This window comes from Micromonospora sp. NPDC051543, from assembly GCF_044454415.1.
In the GTDB taxonomy this organism is placed as follows: Bacteria; Actinomycetota; Actinomycetes; order Mycobacteriales; family Micromonosporaceae; genus Micromonospora.
This window is the reverse complement of record NZ_JBITDT010000011.1, coordinates 303,694-322,319: the sequence shown is the minus strand read 5'-3', so window position 1 is coordinate 322,319 and position 18,626 is coordinate 303,694. Positions and strand designations below refer to the sequence as shown.

Genomic DNA, 18,626 nt, shown 5'->3' with positions numbered 1-18,626 from the left:
GGTGGTGGTGTGCATGCATCGTTACGGGTCGATTACCACCTCGTCAAGGACTTCCGCACTATCCGAGAGAGCGTTATCTCAGCAGGTCAGCACGACTGCGGGAAGAGAGATCAGATTACGGTTTCCGCGCGGTCCCGCGCGTCGTCCCGGCGCAGGGCCGGCAGCGTCGGCGCGAGCGCCACCGCCATGCACAGGCCGCCGAGCGGCAGCAGGTCGAGCGTGACGGCCGGTAGGACGATGCCGACGAGCAGCAGGGCCACGCTCCACCAGGGCAGCCGCCGGTGCGCGGCGAGCATGCCCGCGAGAACGAGCAGACCGAGGAAGAAAAGCTGTGGTACGACGTCGTAGAACAGCACCTCGACGCCGGGCACGTTCTTGAAGTCCCGGCCGAGAGCCGACATCTCCGCCCGGTTGGCGGCCAGCAGACCCTCGACGATGTCGGCGCCGAACTGCACCATCGTGGCGGCGAGCCCGACGAGCGTGACAGCCACGACCGACGTACGCCACGGGCCGGGGCGCAGCAGGCCGGCCACCGCCAGCACCGCCGGCACGAACGCCACCATGCCGGCGAGGCCGACCAGGTGCGCGGCCTGCCAGTCGAACCCGGGGCCGTACGTCCCGTCGGACCTACCCCAGAGTCGGACGAGCCCGTAGCCCACGATGCAGGCCGGCCCGGCGATCACGAAGAATGCGTCGCGTCTCATGCGGGCCATCATCTGGCCGCCCGCACCCGCCAGACCTCCGGGCGCAGCCCCGGTACGGCCCGGGTTTCCGCCTCAGGTCTTCCACCGAGCAACCCTGATCCCGGTGGCCCTCTATAGTCGCGCGGTGAGCACGGAACGGGTACGGCAGGCGTACGCCTCGGTCGCCGATCTCTACATCGAACTGTTCGGCACCCGGGAGCAGGTGCACCCCGACGACCTCGCCTTCGTCGGTCGGCACCTGGCGGGCCTACCGGGCCCGGTGCTCGACCTGGGTTGCGGCCCCGGCCACCTCACCGACCACCTGCGGTCGCTGGGCGCCGACGCGACCGGCATCGACATCGTCCCCGAGTTCATCGCCCACGCGAAGGCGACCCACCCCGACGGCAGCTACCGCCTCGGGTCGTTGGACGACCTCGACGCGGCCGACCACTCCATCGCCGGCATCCTGGCCTGGTACTCGCTGATCCACCTGCCCCCGGAGCGCCTCGACGGTGTGCTGACGACATTCCGACGTGCCCTGACCCCGTCCGGAGCGTTGGTGCTGGGCCTCTTCTCCGGCGACGAGGTCGACGCCTTCGACCACAAGGTGACCACCGCCTACCGGTGGCCCGTCGACGAGATCTCGGCGCGGCTGACGAAGGCCGGCTTCACCGAGGTCGAGCGCCTGGAGCGCCCCGACGGCGGCCCGCACCGGCCGCACTACGCCATCGCGGCCACCGCAACGGGGTGAGTCGGGCCGCCCGCGCGCAGCGGACACCACGAGGATCGCTCAGCCGACGCTAAGACCGCCCTCACGGCCCGTTCCTAGCGTGTGCGGGCATGGCGACACCACCCGTAACCCCGCCGACGACCACCGACGTCAGCGCCTGGCTGACCTGCGTCGCGCCCCGCCCGGCCGCCCGGCTGCGGCTCGTGTGCCTGCCGTACGCCGGTGCCGGCGGCGGCGCGTACCGGCCGTGGGCCGCGCTGCTGGGCGATGACGTGGAGGTGTGGGCCGCGCAGTTGCCCGGCCGTGAGCGCCGGCTGGCCGACCCGCCTCTGAGCACGATGGACGACCTGGTGCCGCCGCTCGTCGACGCGATCGTCGCGCGGGTGCCGGCCCCGTTCGCGATCTTCGGGCACAGTATGGGCGGCCTGATCGGGTACGAGGTCGCCGCCCGCCTGGTCGCGCGGGGCGGTCCGACGCCGCAGCGGCTGGTGGTCTCGGCGGCCCGTCCGCCCCGCGACGCCGCGCCGCTCGGTACGGCGCACCGCCTCGACGACGCGGCGCTGACCCGCTGGCTGCACGACCTGGGCGGGATACCCGACGAGGTGCTCGCCGATTCCGGCCTGCTGGAGCTGATCCTGCCCACCGTGCGGGCCGACCTGAACGTGGTCGCGTCGTACCGGCCGGCGACCGTGACGCCGCTGCCGCTGCCGGTGGACGCGGTGGCGGCCGCCGACGATCCCCTGGTCAGCCCGGACGACGTGGCCGGCTGGGCGGCCTGCACCGCGGCCGGTTTCTCGCTGACCGTCGTCCCCGGAGGCCACCTCTACCTGCACGACACCCCTCCCCCGCTGTCCCGCCTGCTCGACGACGGGCCGGCAACCGACCGCGCGTACGTCGAAGGGGCCACCCGATGACCCAGGATCTGCACCCCGACCTCGCCGACCTCACTCCCGAGCAGCGGGAGCTGCTGGCCCTGCGGCTGCGCCAGAGCCGCGCCGGCCAGAGCCAAGCCGGCCGCGCCGATCCGACAGCGACGCCCGCGACGGCGATCTTCCCGCTCTCCTTCACCCAGGAGCAGCTCTGGTTCCTCGACCGGCTGGAGCCCGGCACGCCCGTCTACAACGTGCCCTTCGCCGAGCGGATCACCGGTCCGCTCGACGTCGCGGCGCTGCACCGGGCGGTCAACGCGGTGGTGGCCCGGCACGACGCGCTGCGGGTCGTCTTCGCGACCGTCGACGGCGTCGTCACCCAGCGGGTGTCGGACGCGCTGGAGGTGCCGCTGCCGCTGCTCGACCTGACCGGGCTCCCCGCGTCGGAGCGGGAGGCGGCGGCCGAGCGGGAGATCGCGGCGCACGCGGCGGTCCGCTTCGACCTGACCAGCGGGCCCCTGCTCGCGGCACGGCTGGTTGCCGTCGCGGACCACGAGCACCTGCTGCTGGTGACCGCGCACCACATCGTCTTCGACGCCTGGTCGGCAGGTGTTTTCGTCGAGGAGCTGGTGCGCTGGTACGGCGAGTTCGCCGGGGACGCCCCGGCCGGATTGCCCGCGCTGCCCACCCGGTTCGTGGCGCACGTCGCCGCCCGCCGGCGGCCGGAGGCCGAGCGGGAGCTCGCGGGTCACCTGGCGCACTGGCGGGAACGACTCGCCTCGGCGCCGGCCCGGTCCACGCTGCCGCCGGACCGGCCCCGGCCGCCGGTGCAGACCCACCGGGGCCGGAGCCTGCCGTTCACCGTCGACGCCAAGCTGACCGACGCCCTCGGCGGGTTGGCCCGCCGCGCCGGAGCCACCGTCAACGCGGTGGTCCTCGCCGGGCTGACCGCCCTGCTGCGCCAGGCCACCGGCCAGGAGGACCTGCTGCTCGGGATGCCCGCCGCCGGCCGGGCGAGCACCGATCTGGAGCCGCTGATCGGCTGCTTCGCCACCATGCTGGTGCTGCGCGTCGACACCACCGGCGACCCGAGCGTCCGCGATCTCGTCCGCCGGGTGCACCGGACGGTCAGTGAGGCGTACGCCCACCAGGAGGCCCCGTACGCGCGGGTGGTGGAGGAGGTCCGCCCGGTCCGCGACCCCAGCGTGAATCCCCTCTTCCAGGTGTTGGCGACCGTGACCGACGGCGGCGTACGGCAGCGGCAGGCGGCCGGTGCGACGTTCCGTCCGGTGCCGGCGGAGAGCGGGCTCACCGACTTCGACCTGTTCGTCAGCCTGACCGTCGAGGGTGACCGGATCGACGGCGCGGTGGACTTCAACGCCGACCTGTACCTCGACGAGACGATCGCCGCGACCGTGGGCCGCCTGCCGGAGCTGCTGCGCGCCATGGTGGACGACCCGGACCGCCCGTTGTCGGAGGTGCCCGGGCTGCGCCGGCACCGGATCGCCCTGGCGGCCACCTTCACCGTGGACCCGCTGCGCGACCCGGTGGAGTTCTGGCTGCGCTTCCTGCGCGTACCCGCGTCGGTGGAGCTGGTCGGGTACGGCCAGCTGGTGGCCCACCTGCTGGCCGGGCCGACGGTCGACGCCACGGTGTGCCTGCTGCGCTTCGAGGACTGGCTGCGCCGGCAGGAGAACACCACCGGGGCCCTCGACGCGGCGATGGACGACCTCGACGCGGCGGTGGCGGCGTACCGGCGACGGACCGACGCGCCGCTGCTGCTGGTGGTCTGCCCCGCCTCGCCGCGCGCCGCCCGCCAGGAGTTCGGCCGGCTCGACGACCGGCTGGCGGCGCTGGCGGCGCGTACGCCGGGGGTCCACGCGGTGTGGGCCGCCGACCAGGCCGGCGCCTACCCGGTCGGCGAGGTGGACGACGAGCGCGCGGACGAGTTGGGCCACGTGCCGTACACCGGGGAGTACTTCGCGGCGTTGGGCACGATCGTGCTGCGCGAGCTGCGGCGGCTCGCCGGTCAGCCGCGCCGGCTCGTGCTCGTCGACGGCGAACGGTTGCCGGTCGACCGGCTCGCCGACGCGCTGGCCGGTCACGAGGTGCGGGCGTACACGGCGGAGGCGCTCGCCGCCGCCGACCCGGCCACCACGGTGGTGCTGCACAGCGACCCGGAGGCGGTCGCGGCGCTGCGCGGCGACCACCCGGGCGTGCTCGCGCTGGCCGTGCCCGCCGGCACGGAGGACCTGCGCCGGGTGCTCGCCCACGTCTGGGCCTTGGATCCGCCGGTGACGAGCGCCGGGCCGAGTGAGCTGTGCACGCCGATCGGATCCGAGCGGGCCGCGTACGTCGTCGAGGAGCTGAGCACCGCCGCCGCCATCGCCGAGCGCAGCCGACCGGCCCCCGTGCGCACCGTCGGAGACGAGGAGGTCGTCGCGCCGCGCACCCCCACCGAGGAGCGGCTCGCCGGACTCTGGGCCGCCGCGCTCGGCGTCGAACAGGTCGGCGTGACGAGCGACTTCTTCGGACTCGGTGGACACTCGCTGCTCGCCACCGGCCTGCTGTCGCAGGTGCAGGCCGAGTTCGGCCGGGAGGTGTCGCTCTACACCCTGTTCACCAACCCGACGGTGGCCGGGCTCGCCGCCGTGCTGGACGCCGATGAGGACGCCACCGCGCTCGCCCCGCTCACGTGCGCCCCGACGGGTACGCCGGCCGTGGCGTCCTCGGCGCAGGAACGGCTCTGGGCGCTCGACCAACTCGGCGACGACGTGGTCCGGCACAACACCACGGCCGCCGTCGAGCTGCGCGGCGACCTCGACACGACCGCGCTGCGCCGGGCGTTCGACGACGTGCTGGCCCGGCACGAGGTGCTGCGGACCACCTTCCGGGGCCGTGACGGCGAGCCCGAACCCGTCGTGCACCCGCACGTCGACCCGTGGCTGGAGACGCTGGACCTGACCGGGGTGCCGGCGGCGAAGCACGCCCGTACGCTGCGCCGGGCGGCCGCCGAGCTGGCCGCGCACCGGTACGACCTGGGGACCGGACCGCTGGTGCGGGCCCGCCTGGTACGGCTGCCCGACCAGCGCTGGCACCTGCTGCTCGGCATGCACCACATCGTCTGTGACAACACCTCGTGGAGCATCCTGCTCGACGAACTCGCCGCCCGGTACGCCCACCACGCCACCGGCGTCGACCGGCCGCTGCCGCCGCTGCCGGTGCAGTTCACCGACTACGCCCGACACCAGCGCGACTGGCTGGCGTCGGCCGCCGTCGAGCCGCACCTGACGTACTGGCGCAAGCGGCTGGCCGACGCGCCACCGCTGCTGGACCTGCCCACCGACCAGCCACGCCCCGACGAGCGCTCGGACGTCGCCGGATACCAGGCCCAGCGGCTGGGCGCCGGGCTCGGCGCGGCCGTGCGCGAGCTGGCCCGGGCGGAGGGCGTCACCCCGTTCGCCGTCCTGCTGGCCGGTTTCGCGGCCCTGCTGCACGCCGAGAGCGGGCAGCCGGACCTGGTGCTCGGCACGCCCACCGCCGGCCGGGAACGCGCCGAGCTCGCCCCGCTGATCGGGTGCTTCGCGGACCTGCTGCCGTTGCGGATGGACGTGGCGGGACGGCCCACGTTCCGGCAGCTCGTGACCCGGGCCCATCGCACCGCCCGGGAGGCGTACCGGCACCAGGGGCTGCCGTTCGCGACCATCGTGGAGGCGCTGCGACTGCCCCGGCAGGCCGCGTACCACCCGCTGTTCCAGTGCGTGCTCAACGTCCTCGACGGCGCCGACGAGCTGCCGGAGTTCGCCGGGCTGACCGCCACGCCGGTCGAGGTGCCGAGCGTCGGTGTCGACTTCGACCTCTTCCTCAGCGTCACCTGGCAGGGCGACGACCTGCACGCCGACCTGGCGTACCGGGCCGACCTGTTCACCCCGGAACGGATGGTCCGTCTGTTGACCGGCCTCGTGAAGGTGCTCGACGACGGGGTGCGTCGACCGGACGCGCCGATCGGCGCGGGTCGCCGTACGCCGGCGTCCCGGCGGTCGACGCCGCCCGCGCCCCGGCTGGTGGTCGGCGGCACCGTCGCGGTTCCGGAGCTCGCCCAGGCCGTCCGCTTCTGGGCCGGGCTGCTCCACCTGCCACACACCCTCGAACAGCTCGCGCCCGGCGCGCTGCTGCGGCTGCTGCGCGACCCGGCCGCCGGGCTGGCGACCGGCCGGCGCGACCGCAACGCGCTGGTCCTGCGCTGGGAGGACCGGCTCGCACCCGGTCCGCTCGCGGCGGGCATCGCCGGGCTGCGCGACTTCCACACCGAGCTGCTGTCGGCGCTGGACGCGCACCGGTCGCGCCGCGCGGCAGCGCTGACGATCGTGGTCTGCCCGCCGTCGCCGCCGTACCGGACGTCGCCGTACACCGCTGTCTTCGCGGAGCTGACCGCGCGGCTGGCCCGGGCCCGGCCGGACGTCGACGTCGTACCGGTCGAGGCGTGGGCGCGGCGCTACGGAGTGCCGAAGCTGCCCGGCGACGACTGGTCGCCGGAGCTGGCGGCGGTCACCGCGACGCTGCTGGTGCGGCGGGCGGTGCGGCATCCGGCGCTGCGCCGGCTGGTCCTACCGGCCGGGCCGCCGCACCAGCAGCCGGAGCTGGCCCGGCTGCTCGCGGCCCAGGCCCGTGCCGGGCGCGAGGTGCTGCTCACCACGACGCCGCAGCGCGCGGAGCTGTCCGCGCTGGTCACCGCCGGGATCATCGGGTACGCCCCGACGCCCGCCACCGACGCGGCCACCCTGCTCCTGCATCCGGCCGCCACACCCGCGCCGCCCGACGTCCTGGCGCTGCCCGTCGACGAGAGGGTCGGGCCGGTGGACCTGCTGCGGGGTCTCTGGTGGCTCGACGCCGGGACCACCGTGGACGGGGACGCGCCCGTCGACCGGATTCCCGCCGGCCTGCTGGCCGAGGTGGCCACCGAGTTGGCCGACGCGGCGGCGGTGCGCGGCGCGGTCACCGACGGGTACCGGCGCTCGGCCGACCGGGTCGCCGCCGCGCCGCGCACGGACCGGGAACGCCAGCTCGTGGCCATCTGGTCCGAGCTGCTGCGGACCAACCAGCTCGGCATCACCGACGACTTCTTCGCCTCCGGCGGCGACTCGCTGCTCGCCATGCAGCTCGTGGCCCGCTGCGCGGCCGCCGACATCCACATCACCCCCCGACAGCTCGTCCGCCACCCCACGGTGGCCGAGCTGGCCGCCAGCCTCGGGGAGACCACGGCGACGCCGAACGCCGAGCAGGGCGAGGTGCGCGGCGACGCCCCGCTGACCGGCGCGCAGCGCTGGTTCACCGACGTCATCGCCCCCACCATGGGTCGGCCCGCCCTGTTCAACCACCCCTACTACCTCGAGCTGGCCCGGCCGCTCCCGGCCGACCTGGTCCGCGAGGCGGTACGTCGGCTGGTGGCCCAGCACGACGCGCTGCGGCTGCGCCTGACCCGGCAGGCGGACGGGAGCTGGCGTCAGCACCACGGCGACCCGGCCGACGCCGTGCCGTTCGTCAGCCACGACCTGACCGGGCTCGGTGTCGACGAGCGGGAGGCGGCGGTCGAGGCCCGCTGCGCCGAGGCGCAGACCGCCCTGGACCTCGAAGCCGGCCCGCTGGCCCGGGTGGCGCACTTCCGGCTCGGCCCGGAGCTGCCCGACCGGCTGCTGCTCGTCAACCACCATCTCGTCGTCGACGCGGTCTCCCGGGGCGTCCTGCTGGCCGATCTGGAGACGCTCTGCGACCAGCTCGAACGCGGTGTCGAACCGACGCTGCCCGCCAAGACCACGTCGTACCGGGACTGGGCGCGGCGACTGGCCGCACACGCGGGTTCGCCGGAGCTACGCGCGCAGGTGCCGTTCTGGCTGGCGCAGGCCGACGAGGGGGTGCTGTCCCGATTGGCCGACGAGCCGTCCGCCACGCCGTTCCGCCTCGGTGACCTGGGCCTGGCCACCGTGACCCTGGACGAGGCCGCGACCCGGGGACTGCACGCCGCCGCCCGTCGGCTGCGCGCCAGCGTGCGGGACCTGCTCGTGTGGGCGGTGGTGGACACCGTCGCCGGGCGTACCGGCGGCGCGGTCACCGTCGCCACCACCGGTCACGGCCGGGAACCGCTCTTCGACGACGTCGACGTGAGCCGTACGACGGGCTGGTTCCAGGTGCTCTACCCGCTGCGCCTGGAGCTGCCCGCGACCACCGACGCGACCCGCTCGGTCCGCTCGGTGATCCGCCAGCTCGGCCGGGTGCCGGACAACGGCATCGGCTACGCGCTGCTGCGTCACCTCTGCCCGGACGACGAGGTACGCGCCCGGCTGGCCGCCACCGCCGCGCCGATGGTGGCGGTCAACTACATGGGCGGGTACGGCTTCGACGACGTCGCCCCGGCCAACCACCTCCTCGACGTCTGCGCGGCGCCGTTCGGACCGACCGAGGACCCCGACGGGCACTGGCCCTTCCCCTTCGACGTGACGGGGGCGCTCACCGGCCCCGAGCTGCGCGTCGATCTGAGCTACGCCACTCCGGCCTTCCGACCGGAGACCGCCCAGAACCTGCTCGACGGCATCCGGCAAGGCCTGTTGCGCCTGGCCGGACGCCCCGGGCAACCGCCACGGCAGTAGGAGGAGACCCCATGGCGTTCCGACGCCCGTCCCGGTTCGCCGGGTTCACCACGATCTGGTTCGGCCAGCTGCTGTCGGCGCTCGGCACCCGGATGACGAACTTCGCCCTGAGCATCTGGGTGTGGGACGCCACCGGCCGGGCCTTCGACCTGACCATGCTGATGGCGTTCGCGTTCGGCGCGACAGTCATCTTCAGCCCGATCGCCGGCGCGCTCGTCGACCGGTGGGGACGACGACTGACCATCGTGCTCAGTGACGTCGGCTCGGCGCTCACCACCGCGGCCGTACTGCTGTTGTTCCTCAGCGGCTCGGTCGAGGTGTGGCACCTCTACCTGGTCAACCTGGTGACCGGCGCGTTCCTCGCGTTCCAGCTCCCGGCGTACCAGGCGACCATCACGGTGATGATGGAGAAGGGCCAGTACCCGAGGGCCAACGCGATGATGTTCGCGGTCCGGACCATTCCGGTGATCTTCGCCCCTGGCTTCGCCGCCGCCCTGCTGGGCTTCATGGACATCAAGGTCATCCTGCTCGTCGACGCGCTCTCCTACGTGGTGGCGATCGGGGCGGTGCTGCTGGTGCAGCTCCCACCCCGGCCCCGCTCGACACAGCCGGACGAGGGCGGCTTCTGGTACGACACGATCTACGGCTTCCGCTACATCCTGACCAGCCGGGCGTTCACCGGGCTGGAGGCGATCATGTTCGCCATCAACGTGCTCGCCGCCGTCGGTTTCGCCCTGCTGGTCCCGCAGATCCTGGCCCGCACCGACAGCAGCACCAACGCGGTCGGTCTGGTGCAGACCATCGGCGCGGTGGGCGGCGTGGCCGGCGCGCTCCTGCTCGGGCTGCTGCCCAACACCCGTCACAAGATCCGCCGGATGCTCGTCGCCATCCTGGTCTTCAGCGTCCTCGGCCGGATCGTCTACGGCGTCGGGGACAGCATCATCGTCTGGTCCGTCGCCCTGCTCTTCCTGCACCTGTCCATCCCCTTCATCGACGGGTACGCCCAGTCGGTGTGGCAGGAGAAGGTCGAGCCGTCCCACCAGGGCCGGGTCTTCGCCGCCCGGCAGTTCATCGAGGACCTGGCGTACCCCGGCGGCACCGCCCTGGCCGGCATCGCCGCGGACCGCTGGTTCGAGCCGATGATGCGCGAGGGCGGCCCCGGCGTGCCGTACTTCGGGTGGCTGGTCGGCAGCGGACCGGGTGCCGGGATGGGCCTGATCTTCGTGATCGTCGGTGTGTTCGGCATCGGCGTGGCGGCGGCCGGGTTCGCCTCGCCGAGCGTCCGCCGGATGGAGACCGACCTGCCCGACTACGACGAGCCGACCGACCCGCCGGCCCCGCTGCCGTCGCCGACCGGCACCGAGGAGCTGACCGACGACCGCGCGGTGGTGGCGAAGTGACGCTGACCGAGGTGGTGGCCGGGGTCCTGGAGGTCGACCCGGCCGAGGTGACCGACGAGTCCGGGCCGGAAACCATCGGCACCTGGACCAGCCTGCGCCACCTGCAACTGGTGGTGACCCTGGAGGAGGTCTACGGGCTCTCCTTCGCCTTCGACGAGATCCGCGACGTGCGCAGCGTCGGCGAGCTGCGGACCGTGCTGCGCGCCAAGGGCACGGAGACGCGATGAGCACCGTCCTGTTCAGCCGACGCGCCCGCTGGCAGGCGCTCACCCGCCAGCGGCCGGTCCCGGCGCTGCGCGTCGCCCTGCTGGCCAGCTACACGGCCGACCCGCTGGTGCCGTACCTGGGCCTGGACCTGCACGAGCGCGGTCTATCCGCCACGCTCACCGTCGGCCCGTTCCAGCAGGTCGTGCAGCAGTGCCTGGCCACCGACGGCTTCCTCGCCGACGTCCGGCCGGACGTGCTGGTGGTGGCGCAGCGCCTCGAGGAAGCGGGCGAACCCGGAGCGGCCGGCGACGCCTGGGCGACGGAGTTGTTGGCCGGGGCCGAGGCGGCCGTCACCGCCGCACGTCGGCACGGCGCCCTGCTGGTGTACGTGCTGCCGGCGATCCCCACCGCCCGCCCGTCCGGGCCGGCCGACGCGATGCACGCCGACGGGCTGGTCGCCAGCGCCACGCTCGTACGGCAACGCCTGCGCGACCGGCTGGCCGGCGACCCGTGGGTGCTGCTCGTCGACGCCGACGAGGCGGTCCGCGCCGTCGGCGACGAGCGGGCGCACCACCCGGTGCTGTTCCGCCTCGCCAAGGTGCCGTACACCGAGGAGGTCTTCGCCCGAATCGGGGTGACCGCCGCCGCGCTGGTGGCGTCCTGGTTCGGCGCGGGCTGCCGGGCGCTGGTCGTCGACGGCGACGGGCTGACCGGCGCGGCGCACCTGCTGCCGGCACTGCGCGAACTGCGCGCCGCCGGCGTACGGGTGGCGCTGCGGGCCACCGGCGACGGGTGCTGGTCGGACGGCGACGCCGTCGACCTGCTGAGCGTGCTCGACGGTTGGGTCACCGACGACCGGCCGATCGGCGAACAGCTCGCGGAGATCACCGCCGAGCTGGACGTCGCCCCGGCCCAGATCGTGCTGGCCGGCGTCGACGCGGCCCAGCTCAAGCCGCCCGGCGCGGGGCCGACCGGCGACGGGCCGCCCGGCGCGGGGCCGACCGGCGACGGGCCGCCCGGCGAAGGGCCGCCCGGCGAAGGGCCGACCGGCGACGGGCCGACCGGCGACGGGCTGGCGCGACGCGTGCCGCTCGGGGCCGACCCGGCGACCTGGTCGGACGAGCTGCGGGCGGCCGTGCTGACCGACCGGCTGCCGGAGCGGCGCTGGAGTGGCGGACCGACTCGGTCGGCCGCCGCGCCGCACGCCGCGCTGTCCCTTGACGACTTCGTGGCCGGCCTGGACGTCCAGGTCGACTATCTGCCCGTCGTCGCGGACGGCGTCGGCGAGGTCGCCGAGGTGGTGGCCCGGGCGCACGACTTCGCGCTGACGCCGGCCCCACCGGCCGCCGCGTTGGCCGCGCGGGCCGCCGACCTCCTGGCCATCCGGGTCCGCGACCGGCTGGGCGACTACGGCACCTCGGGCCTCGTCGCGCTGGACCGCAGCGCCGACCGCTGGACCGTCGACGTCTTCTCGCTCTCCTGTCCCGTGCTCGGCAAGGGCGTCGAGACGGCCGTGCTGCGGGAGGTGACCCGGCGGGCCGGGGAGGCCGGCGCGGACGAGGTGGTCGTCCGGTGGACCGACACCGGCCGCAACGGCACCGCCCGGCGCTTCCTGTCCGAGGTGGACGGTCTCGCGCCCGCGGATCCCCGGGTCCGGCTACGCGCCGCGCGCGCCTCGGCCGACCCGACGACGGTGTCCGCGACGCCCGACGCCGCGACGCCCGAGGCCGCGACAGCCGACGCCGCGACAGCCGCGACGGCGGTACCCCGATGAGCGCGCCGCCGGTCGGCGTCGGGGTGGCCGCCCTGGCCCATGTCCTCGGCGAGCCGGTCGACGTGGCGGCGGCCGCGGCCGCGTACACCAAGGATCTTGATCGTCTGCGGTCCTGGGAGTACCGGACCTTCCACCGGGCCGGTCCCGCCGTCGGGGTGACCGACCTGGCGGTCGTGGCCGGCGGCACGGCCCTGGACCGGGCCGGGATGTCCGCCGCCGACGTGGACCTCGTGGTGCTGGCGATCCCCGACCTGGCCGAATACCTCTACTGGGACCCCGCCGCGCACACCCAGGCCCGCCTCGGCGCGCACCGGGCCGAGGCGGTGCTGCTCAACCAGGCCTGCGGCGGCGGGGTGGCCGCGTTCGACACGGTCGCCGGGCGGTTCGCCACCCACCCCGGCTACCGAACGGCGCTGGTGATCGGCGCGAACCGGGTCTGCGAGCCGTACTGGAACCGGATGGAGGTCAACACCAGCGTCTTCTCCGACGGCGCGGCGGCGGCGGTGCTGGTCCGCGACCACGACCGGTGCCGCTGGTTGGCCACCGAGACCATCACCGACGGCCGGTACGCGGGCTTCATGCGCATGCCCGTCGGCGGCGCCGCCCAGCCGTTCACGCCGGACGCCGGCACCCCCCGCGTCGGTGATCCGGCCGACCGGCTCAACGAGTTCTTCGCCGGGGACGTACGGCGGATGTTCCGGTTCGTCGCGACCATCCGCGAGCGCAACCGGCAGGTGGTCCAGGCGGCCTGCGACCGGGCCGGCGTCACGCTCGCCGACGTCCGCCGCTTCGTGCACTTCCACGACAACGCGCGGCAGTTCGCCGAGCTGGCCAAGGACCTCGGCGTGGACCTGGAACGCACGAACGTCGAGCTGGCCCTCGCACACGGTCACATCGGCTGCGCCGACCAGCTCATCAGCCTCGAACGTCACCTCGACAGCGGCGAGGTGACCACCGGCGACCTGATCGCCCTGACCAGCACCGGCAGCGGCATGCACTGGGTCTGCACCCTGCTGCGGGTCTGACCGGCCGCCGCACCCACCCACGGGAAGGAACACCGAACATGAGAGTCGAGGAGGTCCTGCACCGGATCCGCCGGCTGCGCCGACCAGGCGCGGCCGCCGACCCGGAGCTGGCGCCCGGCCTGGTCCACCTGGACGACGCGGCGGTCACCACCGTCGCGTCCGCCGGTCGGCTGCTCGCCGACGTACCCGTCGAGAAGCTGGCCAGCACCGACTTCCCGCTGCGCCCGCTGCGGGTCGCGGTCACCGGCACGTTCACGCCCGGCACGCTGGAACCGCTGCTGCGGGTGGCGCTGCTGCGGATCGGCATCGCCGCCGAAATCCACGTCTCCGGTTTCGACCAGCTCGTGCTCGACCTCAGCGACCCCGGCTCGGCACTCGCCGAGTTCCGACCGGACGTCACGCTCTGCCTGCTGCACGACGGCTGGTTCCTGCCCGCCGAATGGGACCCCGGCGACCTGGCCGGCCTCGCCGACGTGCTGCGCGAACGGGCCGGCGTGCTCACCGCCGCGCTGCGCGGGTACGCCGCCCGCACCGACGGCGCGGTGCTGCTGCACACCGTGCCGCTGTCGCCGTTGGAGCACCGCAGCCTAGTCAGCTTCCGGGGGCGGGCCGAGCTGGGCCTGCTCTGGCGGGAGCTGAACGCCCAGCTCCTGGAGCTGGGCGGACGGGACACGACGTACACCCTGGACCTGGAGGCGCTGCTGGTCGACCACGACGGCCCGGTGCGCGACGAGCGCCTGTACCGGTTCGCCAGCATGGCGTGGACGCCCACCGTGGAGCGCCGGTACGCCCACGAGGCGGCCACGTTCTGCCGGGCGGTCCTCGGCCGGACGGCCAAGGTGCTCGCGCTGGACCTGGACAACACGCTCTGGGCGGGCGTGCTCGGCGACGACGGGCTCACCGGCATCCGACTCGGCGCCGACTACCCGGGCAACTGCCACCGGGACGTGCAGCGTCGGGCCCTGGCGCTGCGCCGGCAGGGCGTGCTGCTCGCGATGTGCAGCAAGAACGACCCGGACCTGGTGACCGAGGCGTTCGCGCAGCACCCGGACCTGCTGCTGCGCGCCGACGACTTCGTCGCGCAGGCGGTCAACTGGGGGCGCAAGGACGAGAACCTGCGCCAGCTCGCCACCGGCCTCAACCTGGGCCTGGACGCCGTCGTGTTCGCCGACGACAGCCCGTTCGAGTGCGAGCTGGTACGCCACGAGCTGCCGAGCGTGCGAGTGGTGGAGCTGGCCGGCGATCCGGCCGGCTTCTCCACGCGGCTGCTCACCGAGGGGCACTTCACGGTGCTGGCCACCGGCGTCACCGATCGGGAACGCACCGAGTTGTACCGGGCCCGGGCCGGGCGGGAACGCTTCGCCGCCACGTTCGACTCGGCGGCCGACTACCTGCACGAGCTGAAGTTGCGGGTCAGCGTCCGGCACGTCGACGCGCACAGCCTGCCCCGGGTCGCGCAGCTCGGGCTGCGCACCAACCAGTTCACGATGGCCGAGCGGGCGCACACCGAGGCCCAGACCCGGGCCCACGCCGACTCCCCCGACCACCTGGTGCTCACCGTCGAGGTGGCCGACCGGTTCGGCGCGGAGGGGCTGGTCGGCGGCCTGTGGCTCGACCGGACCGACCCGGACGCCTGGGTGATCGAGAACTTCGTGCTGAGCTGCCGGGTGTTCTCCCGGGGCGTCGAGCAGGCGGCCCTGCACCGGGTGACGGAGCTGGCCCGCTCCGCCGGTGCGACCCGCCTGGAGGCGCTGTTCCGGCCCACCGCCCGCAACAAGCCCGGCGGGGCCGTCTGGCCGTCCGCCGGCTTCACCGTGGCCTCCGTCGAGGACGGCACCACCCGGCACGTGCTGCCACTGCACCCCCCGCCCCGGCTGCTGCCGGCGTGGATCGCACTGGAGGAGGGAGACATCCGTGCCTGACCTGTTCACCACCGTCGCGGGCCTCATCGAGCAGGTCGCGGACGTGCCGGCCGAGGAGATCACGCCCGACGTCCGGTTCGCGTCGTTGGCCCACTGGACCAGCCTGGAGGCGCTGCGACTGCTCTCCGCGCTGGAGGACGACCTCGGCGTACGGCTGGACCTGCGGGCGTACCTGGCGGTGACCGCCGTCGGCGAGTTGGTCGACCTGGTCGCCGCCGAGCGGGACGGGGTGGTCCGGTGACCGCCACCCGCACCGAGGCGGCGCCCACCGCGCCGACCCGGCTCACCGACGCCGACCTGGACCTGCTGCTGCTCATCCGGCACTTCGAGCTGGCGCTGCTGGACATGTTCGGGCGGGGCGAGCTGCACGGCACCACGCACACCTGCCTGGGCCAGGAGTACGTGCCGGTGGCGCTGCGCCCGCTGCTGGACGACGGCGACTTCGTGTTCAGCAACCACCGGGGCCACGGCCACTACCTGGCCCGGTTCGACGACCCGCACGGCCTGCTCGCCGAGGTGATGGGCCGCGAGGGTGCGGTGTGCCACGGCGTCGGCGGCAGCCAGCACATCCTGCGCGACCGCTACCTGTCGACCGGGGTGCAGGGCGAGAGCGCGCCGGTGGCCGCCGGGGTCGCGCTGCACCTCAAGCGCACCGAACCCGGCCGATTGGCGCTGGTCTACCTGGGCGACGGCACGTGGGGCGAGGGCGCCGTCTACGAGGCGCTGAACATGGCCGCGCTGTGGGGCCTGCCGCTGGTGCTGGTCGTGGAGAACAACGGCATCGCCCAGTCCACGCCGACCACCGCGCAGCTCGCCGGCAGCATCGGCGGCCGGGCCCGGGCCTTCGGGGTAGACCACCTCCGGATCACCTCCACCGACACCGAGGTCGTCCGCGCCGCGCTGACACCGGTGCTGCGCCGGGTCCGCGAGCGGTCCACGCCGTACGTGGTGGAGCTGCTCACCCACCGGGTGGGGCCGCACAGCAAGGGGGACGACAGCCGTCGCCCCGAGGAGATCGCGCACGCGCGGGCGCACGACTGGTACGCGCGTTACGCGCGGGCGTACCCGGAGCAGTTCGACGCGCGCGACGAACGCCAACGGGCGTACGTGGCCCAGGTCGTCGCCGACGTCGCCGGCCGCCCGGCGAGCCGCTGGACGGAGGAGAACCGTGGCTGAGCGGGTGGTGGAGAACCTCAACCAGGCCCTGCACGCGCTGCTGGCCGACGATCCCACGCTGAGCGTGCTCGGCGAGGACCTCGTCGACCCGTACGGCGGGGCGTTCAAGGTGACCCGGGGACTGTCGGCGCGCTGGCCGGATCGGGTGCTGTCGACCCCGCTGAGCGAGGGCGGGATCGTCGGCGTGGCCGGTGGGCTGGCCCTGGCCGGGCAGAGCGCGATCGTCGAGATCATGTTCAGTGACTTCGTGGCGCTGGCGTTCGACCAGATCCTCAACTTCGCCAGCAAGTCCACCGCCATGTACGGCCGGCGGGTGCCGATGCGGCTCGTGGTGCGCTGCCCCAGCGGGGGCAACCGCGGGTACGGCCCGACGCACAGCCAGAGCCCACTGAAGCACTTCATCGGCATCCCCGGCCTGAGCGTGCACGAGGTGTCGCCGTTCCACGACAACCGGGCCGTGCTCGCCGGGATGCTCGCCTCCGGCCGGCCGGGACTGCTCTTCGAGGACAAGGTCCTCTACACCACCCGCATGTACGCCGACGGCGTGGTGGACGAGCTGTTCCGCTACGACCTGATCGGCCCGGACGCCGACGTCGCCCGGGTCCGGGTGGACGAGGAGGAGCAGGCCGACTGCGTGCTTGTCGTACCCGGCGGGTTGGCCGCCCGGGCCGTGTCGGTGGCCCGGGAGCTGCTGCTGCGCGACGACGTCGTCTGCCAGGTGCTGGTGCCCTCGCGGCTCTGGCCGCTGGACACCGACGCCCTGCTGCCGCCGATCGCGCGGGCCGGACGGGTCGTGGTGGCCGAGGAGAGCACCGCCGGCGGCACCTGGGGCGCGGAGCTGGCGCAGGTCGTGCACCGGCGGCTCTGGGGATCGCTGCGCGCGCCCGTACGTCTCGTGCACTCCGCGGACAGCGTCATCCCGACCGCCGCGCACCTCGAACGCACCGTGCTGGTGCAGGACGCCGACATCCACCAGGCCGTGAAGGAGGTCGTCAGTGGTGACTGACCTGGTCGTCCCCAAGCTCAACAACAACGACACGACGTACGTCCTGCTCGACTGGCTGGCCGAGGACGGCGAGCGGATACGCGCCGGCGAGCCGATCGCCGAGGTGGAGACGTCCAAGGCGGCCGAGGAGCTGCTCAGCGACGGCGACGGCGTGCTGCACCGGCTCGTCGAGGTCAACCAGGAGTGCGCCCCGGGCGACGTCATCGGGCACGTCTTCGACGACGAGGAGGCGCGGCAGCGGTTCCTCGCGGTCACCCCGGCCGCCCCGACGCCCGAGGCGCGACCGGGTGGGCCCGTACTCACCGACTCGGCCCGGGAACTCGCCACCGCGCACGGTCTCGGCGACGACGAGTTGGGCGGGATCGGCAAGGCGGTCGTGCGTCGTACCGACGTGGAACGCCTGCTGGCCGACCGGTCGGCGGCGCCCACGGCCGCGACCGAGCCGGTGGTGGTGGCCGCGGCCGCCGCGCTGGCGGCCGGCGACGGCCCGGAGCCGGACGACCCGCGCCCGGTCCACGCGCTCTCCCGCGCCCAGCGCGCGGTGGCCGCCGTGGTCACCGAGTCGCACCGCGAGGTGCCGGCGGCGCTCGCGGTGATCAAGGTACGCGCCGACGCCGCCCTCGCGGTCGCCCGGCAGCTCACCCGCGCCACCCGCACCCTGGTCGGCCTGCCGGAACTGCTGGTCAAGGTGATTGGCGGGTTGCGCGAGGACCACCCGTTGCTCTTCGCCTCCCCCGGCGACGGCAGCAGCGTACGGCTGGCCGAGGCGGCCCACGTCGGCGTCACCATCGACGTCGGGACGGGCCTGTTCATCCCGGTGGTCCGCGACGTCGAGGAGCTGACCTGCGCGGAGATCGCCGAGACGCTGATGGACTTCCGCAGCCGGGCCGGCGGCGAGGGCTTCCGGGCCGGCGAGCTGGCCGGCGGGACGATCGTCGTGTCCCTGCACACCGATCCCGACGTGGTGCTCGCCGGGCCGATCGTCTTCCCCGGTCAGACGTGCGTGGTGGCGATCGGTGGGACCCAGGACGAGTTGGCGCTGGACGCGGACGGTCAGGTGGTGACCCGCCGGTTCGTCAACCTGAGCGCCGTCTACGACCATCGGGTCGTCAACGGACGGGAGGCGGTCGCCTTCCTCCAGGCGGTGAAGGTCGCCCTGGAGTCCCCCGACCACCTCGCCGAGGAGTGAC

Annotated in this window: 13 protein-coding genes; 12 read left to right on the top strand and 1 reads right to left on the bottom strand. The window is 74.3% G+C overall.

The features are described 5' to 3' along the window. Window positions 1–110: 110 nt before the first annotated feature. On the bottom strand, window positions 111–704 hold the full coding sequence (locus ACIA3K_RS21875; RefSeq protein ID WP_396803284.1) for a hypothetical protein: 594 nt from the start codon (window positions 702–704) through the stop codon (window positions 111–113). Window positions 705–828: 124 nt separating this feature from the next. On the opposite strand from ACIA3K_RS21875, the gene ACIA3K_RS21870 reads away from it, so the two are divergent. From ACIA3K_RS21870 to ACIA3K_RS21815, 12 genes are all read left to right on the top strand, one after another. After that, window positions 829–1,434: a class I SAM-dependent methyltransferase gene (locus ACIA3K_RS21870; RefSeq protein ID WP_396803283.1), complete on the top strand. Its 606-nt coding sequence runs from the start codon at window positions 829–831 to the stop codon at window positions 1,432–1,434. An 89-nt stretch (window positions 1,435–1,523) separates the two neighbouring features. Continuing rightward, on the top strand, window positions 1,524–2,327 hold the full coding sequence (locus tag ACIA3K_RS21865) for a thioesterase II family protein (RefSeq protein ID WP_396803281.1): 804 nt from the start codon (window positions 1,524–1,526) through the stop codon (window positions 2,325–2,327). Then, window positions 2,324–8,926 carry a condensation domain-containing protein gene (locus ACIA3K_RS21860; protein WP_396803280.1) on the top strand — a complete coding sequence of 2,201 codons (6,603 nt, stop codon included), beginning with the start codon at window positions 2,324–2,326 and terminating at the stop codon, window positions 8,924–8,926. The genes ACIA3K_RS21865 and ACIA3K_RS21860 overlap by 4 nt, the downstream gene beginning before the upstream one ends. Window positions 8,927–8,937: 11 nt before the next feature. After that, window positions 8,938–10,326 carry an MFS transporter gene (locus ACIA3K_RS21855; RefSeq protein WP_396803279.1) on the top strand — a complete coding sequence of 463 codons (1,389 nt, stop codon included), beginning with the start codon at window positions 8,938–8,940 and terminating at the stop codon, window positions 10,324–10,326. Then, the gene (locus ACIA3K_RS21850; RefSeq protein ID WP_355048096.1) at window positions 10,323–10,553 is read left to right on the top strand and encodes an acyl carrier protein; all 231 of its coding nucleotides are present in this window, start codon (window positions 10,323–10,325) and stop codon (window positions 10,551–10,553) included. Before ACIA3K_RS21855 ends, ACIA3K_RS21850 begins: the two co-directional genes overlap by 4 nt. Continuing rightward, window positions 10,550–12,307 carry a hypothetical protein gene (locus ACIA3K_RS21845; RefSeq protein ID WP_396803277.1) on the top strand — a complete coding sequence of 586 codons (1,758 nt, stop codon included), beginning with the start codon at window positions 10,550–10,552 and terminating at the stop codon, window positions 12,305–12,307. The genes ACIA3K_RS21850 and ACIA3K_RS21845 overlap by 4 nt, the downstream gene beginning before the upstream one ends. Beyond that, the gene (locus ACIA3K_RS21840) at window positions 12,304–13,332 is read left to right on the top strand and encodes a 3-oxoacyl-ACP synthase III family protein (RefSeq protein WP_396803276.1); all 1,029 of its coding nucleotides are present in this window, start codon (window positions 12,304–12,306) and stop codon (window positions 13,330–13,332) included. Before ACIA3K_RS21845 ends, ACIA3K_RS21840 begins: the two co-directional genes overlap by 4 nt. Window positions 13,333–13,370: 38 nt before the next feature. Further along, entirely contained in the window at window positions 13,371–15,254 is a 1,884-nt protein-coding gene (locus ACIA3K_RS21835) for an HAD-IIIC family phosphatase (protein WP_396803275.1), read from the top strand. Further along, a complete protein-coding gene (locus ACIA3K_RS21830) occupies window positions 15,247–15,495 on the top strand; it encodes an acyl carrier protein (RefSeq protein WP_357125631.1) in 249 nt (82 codons plus the stop codon). The genes ACIA3K_RS21835 and ACIA3K_RS21830 overlap by 8 nt, the downstream gene beginning before the upstream one ends. Then, window positions 15,492–16,430: a thiamine pyrophosphate-dependent dehydrogenase E1 component subunit alpha gene (locus ACIA3K_RS21825; protein ID WP_396803274.1), complete on the top strand. Its 939-nt coding sequence runs from the start codon at window positions 15,492–15,494 to the stop codon at window positions 16,428–16,430. The genes ACIA3K_RS21830 and ACIA3K_RS21825 overlap by 4 nt, the downstream gene beginning before the upstream one ends. After that, window positions 16,423–17,436, top strand: a complete 1,014-nt coding sequence (locus ACIA3K_RS21820) for a transketolase C-terminal domain-containing protein (RefSeq protein WP_357125625.1) — start codon at window positions 16,423–16,425, stop codon at window positions 17,434–17,436. Before ACIA3K_RS21825 ends, ACIA3K_RS21820 begins: the two co-directional genes overlap by 8 nt. Next, window positions 17,429–18,625, top strand: coding sequence for a 2-oxo acid dehydrogenase subunit E2 (locus ACIA3K_RS21815; RefSeq protein WP_396803273.1), 1,197 nt, complete (start codon window positions 17,429–17,431; stop codon window positions 18,623–18,625). Before ACIA3K_RS21820 ends, ACIA3K_RS21815 begins: the two co-directional genes overlap by 8 nt. Window position 18,626 lies beyond the last annotated feature (1 nt).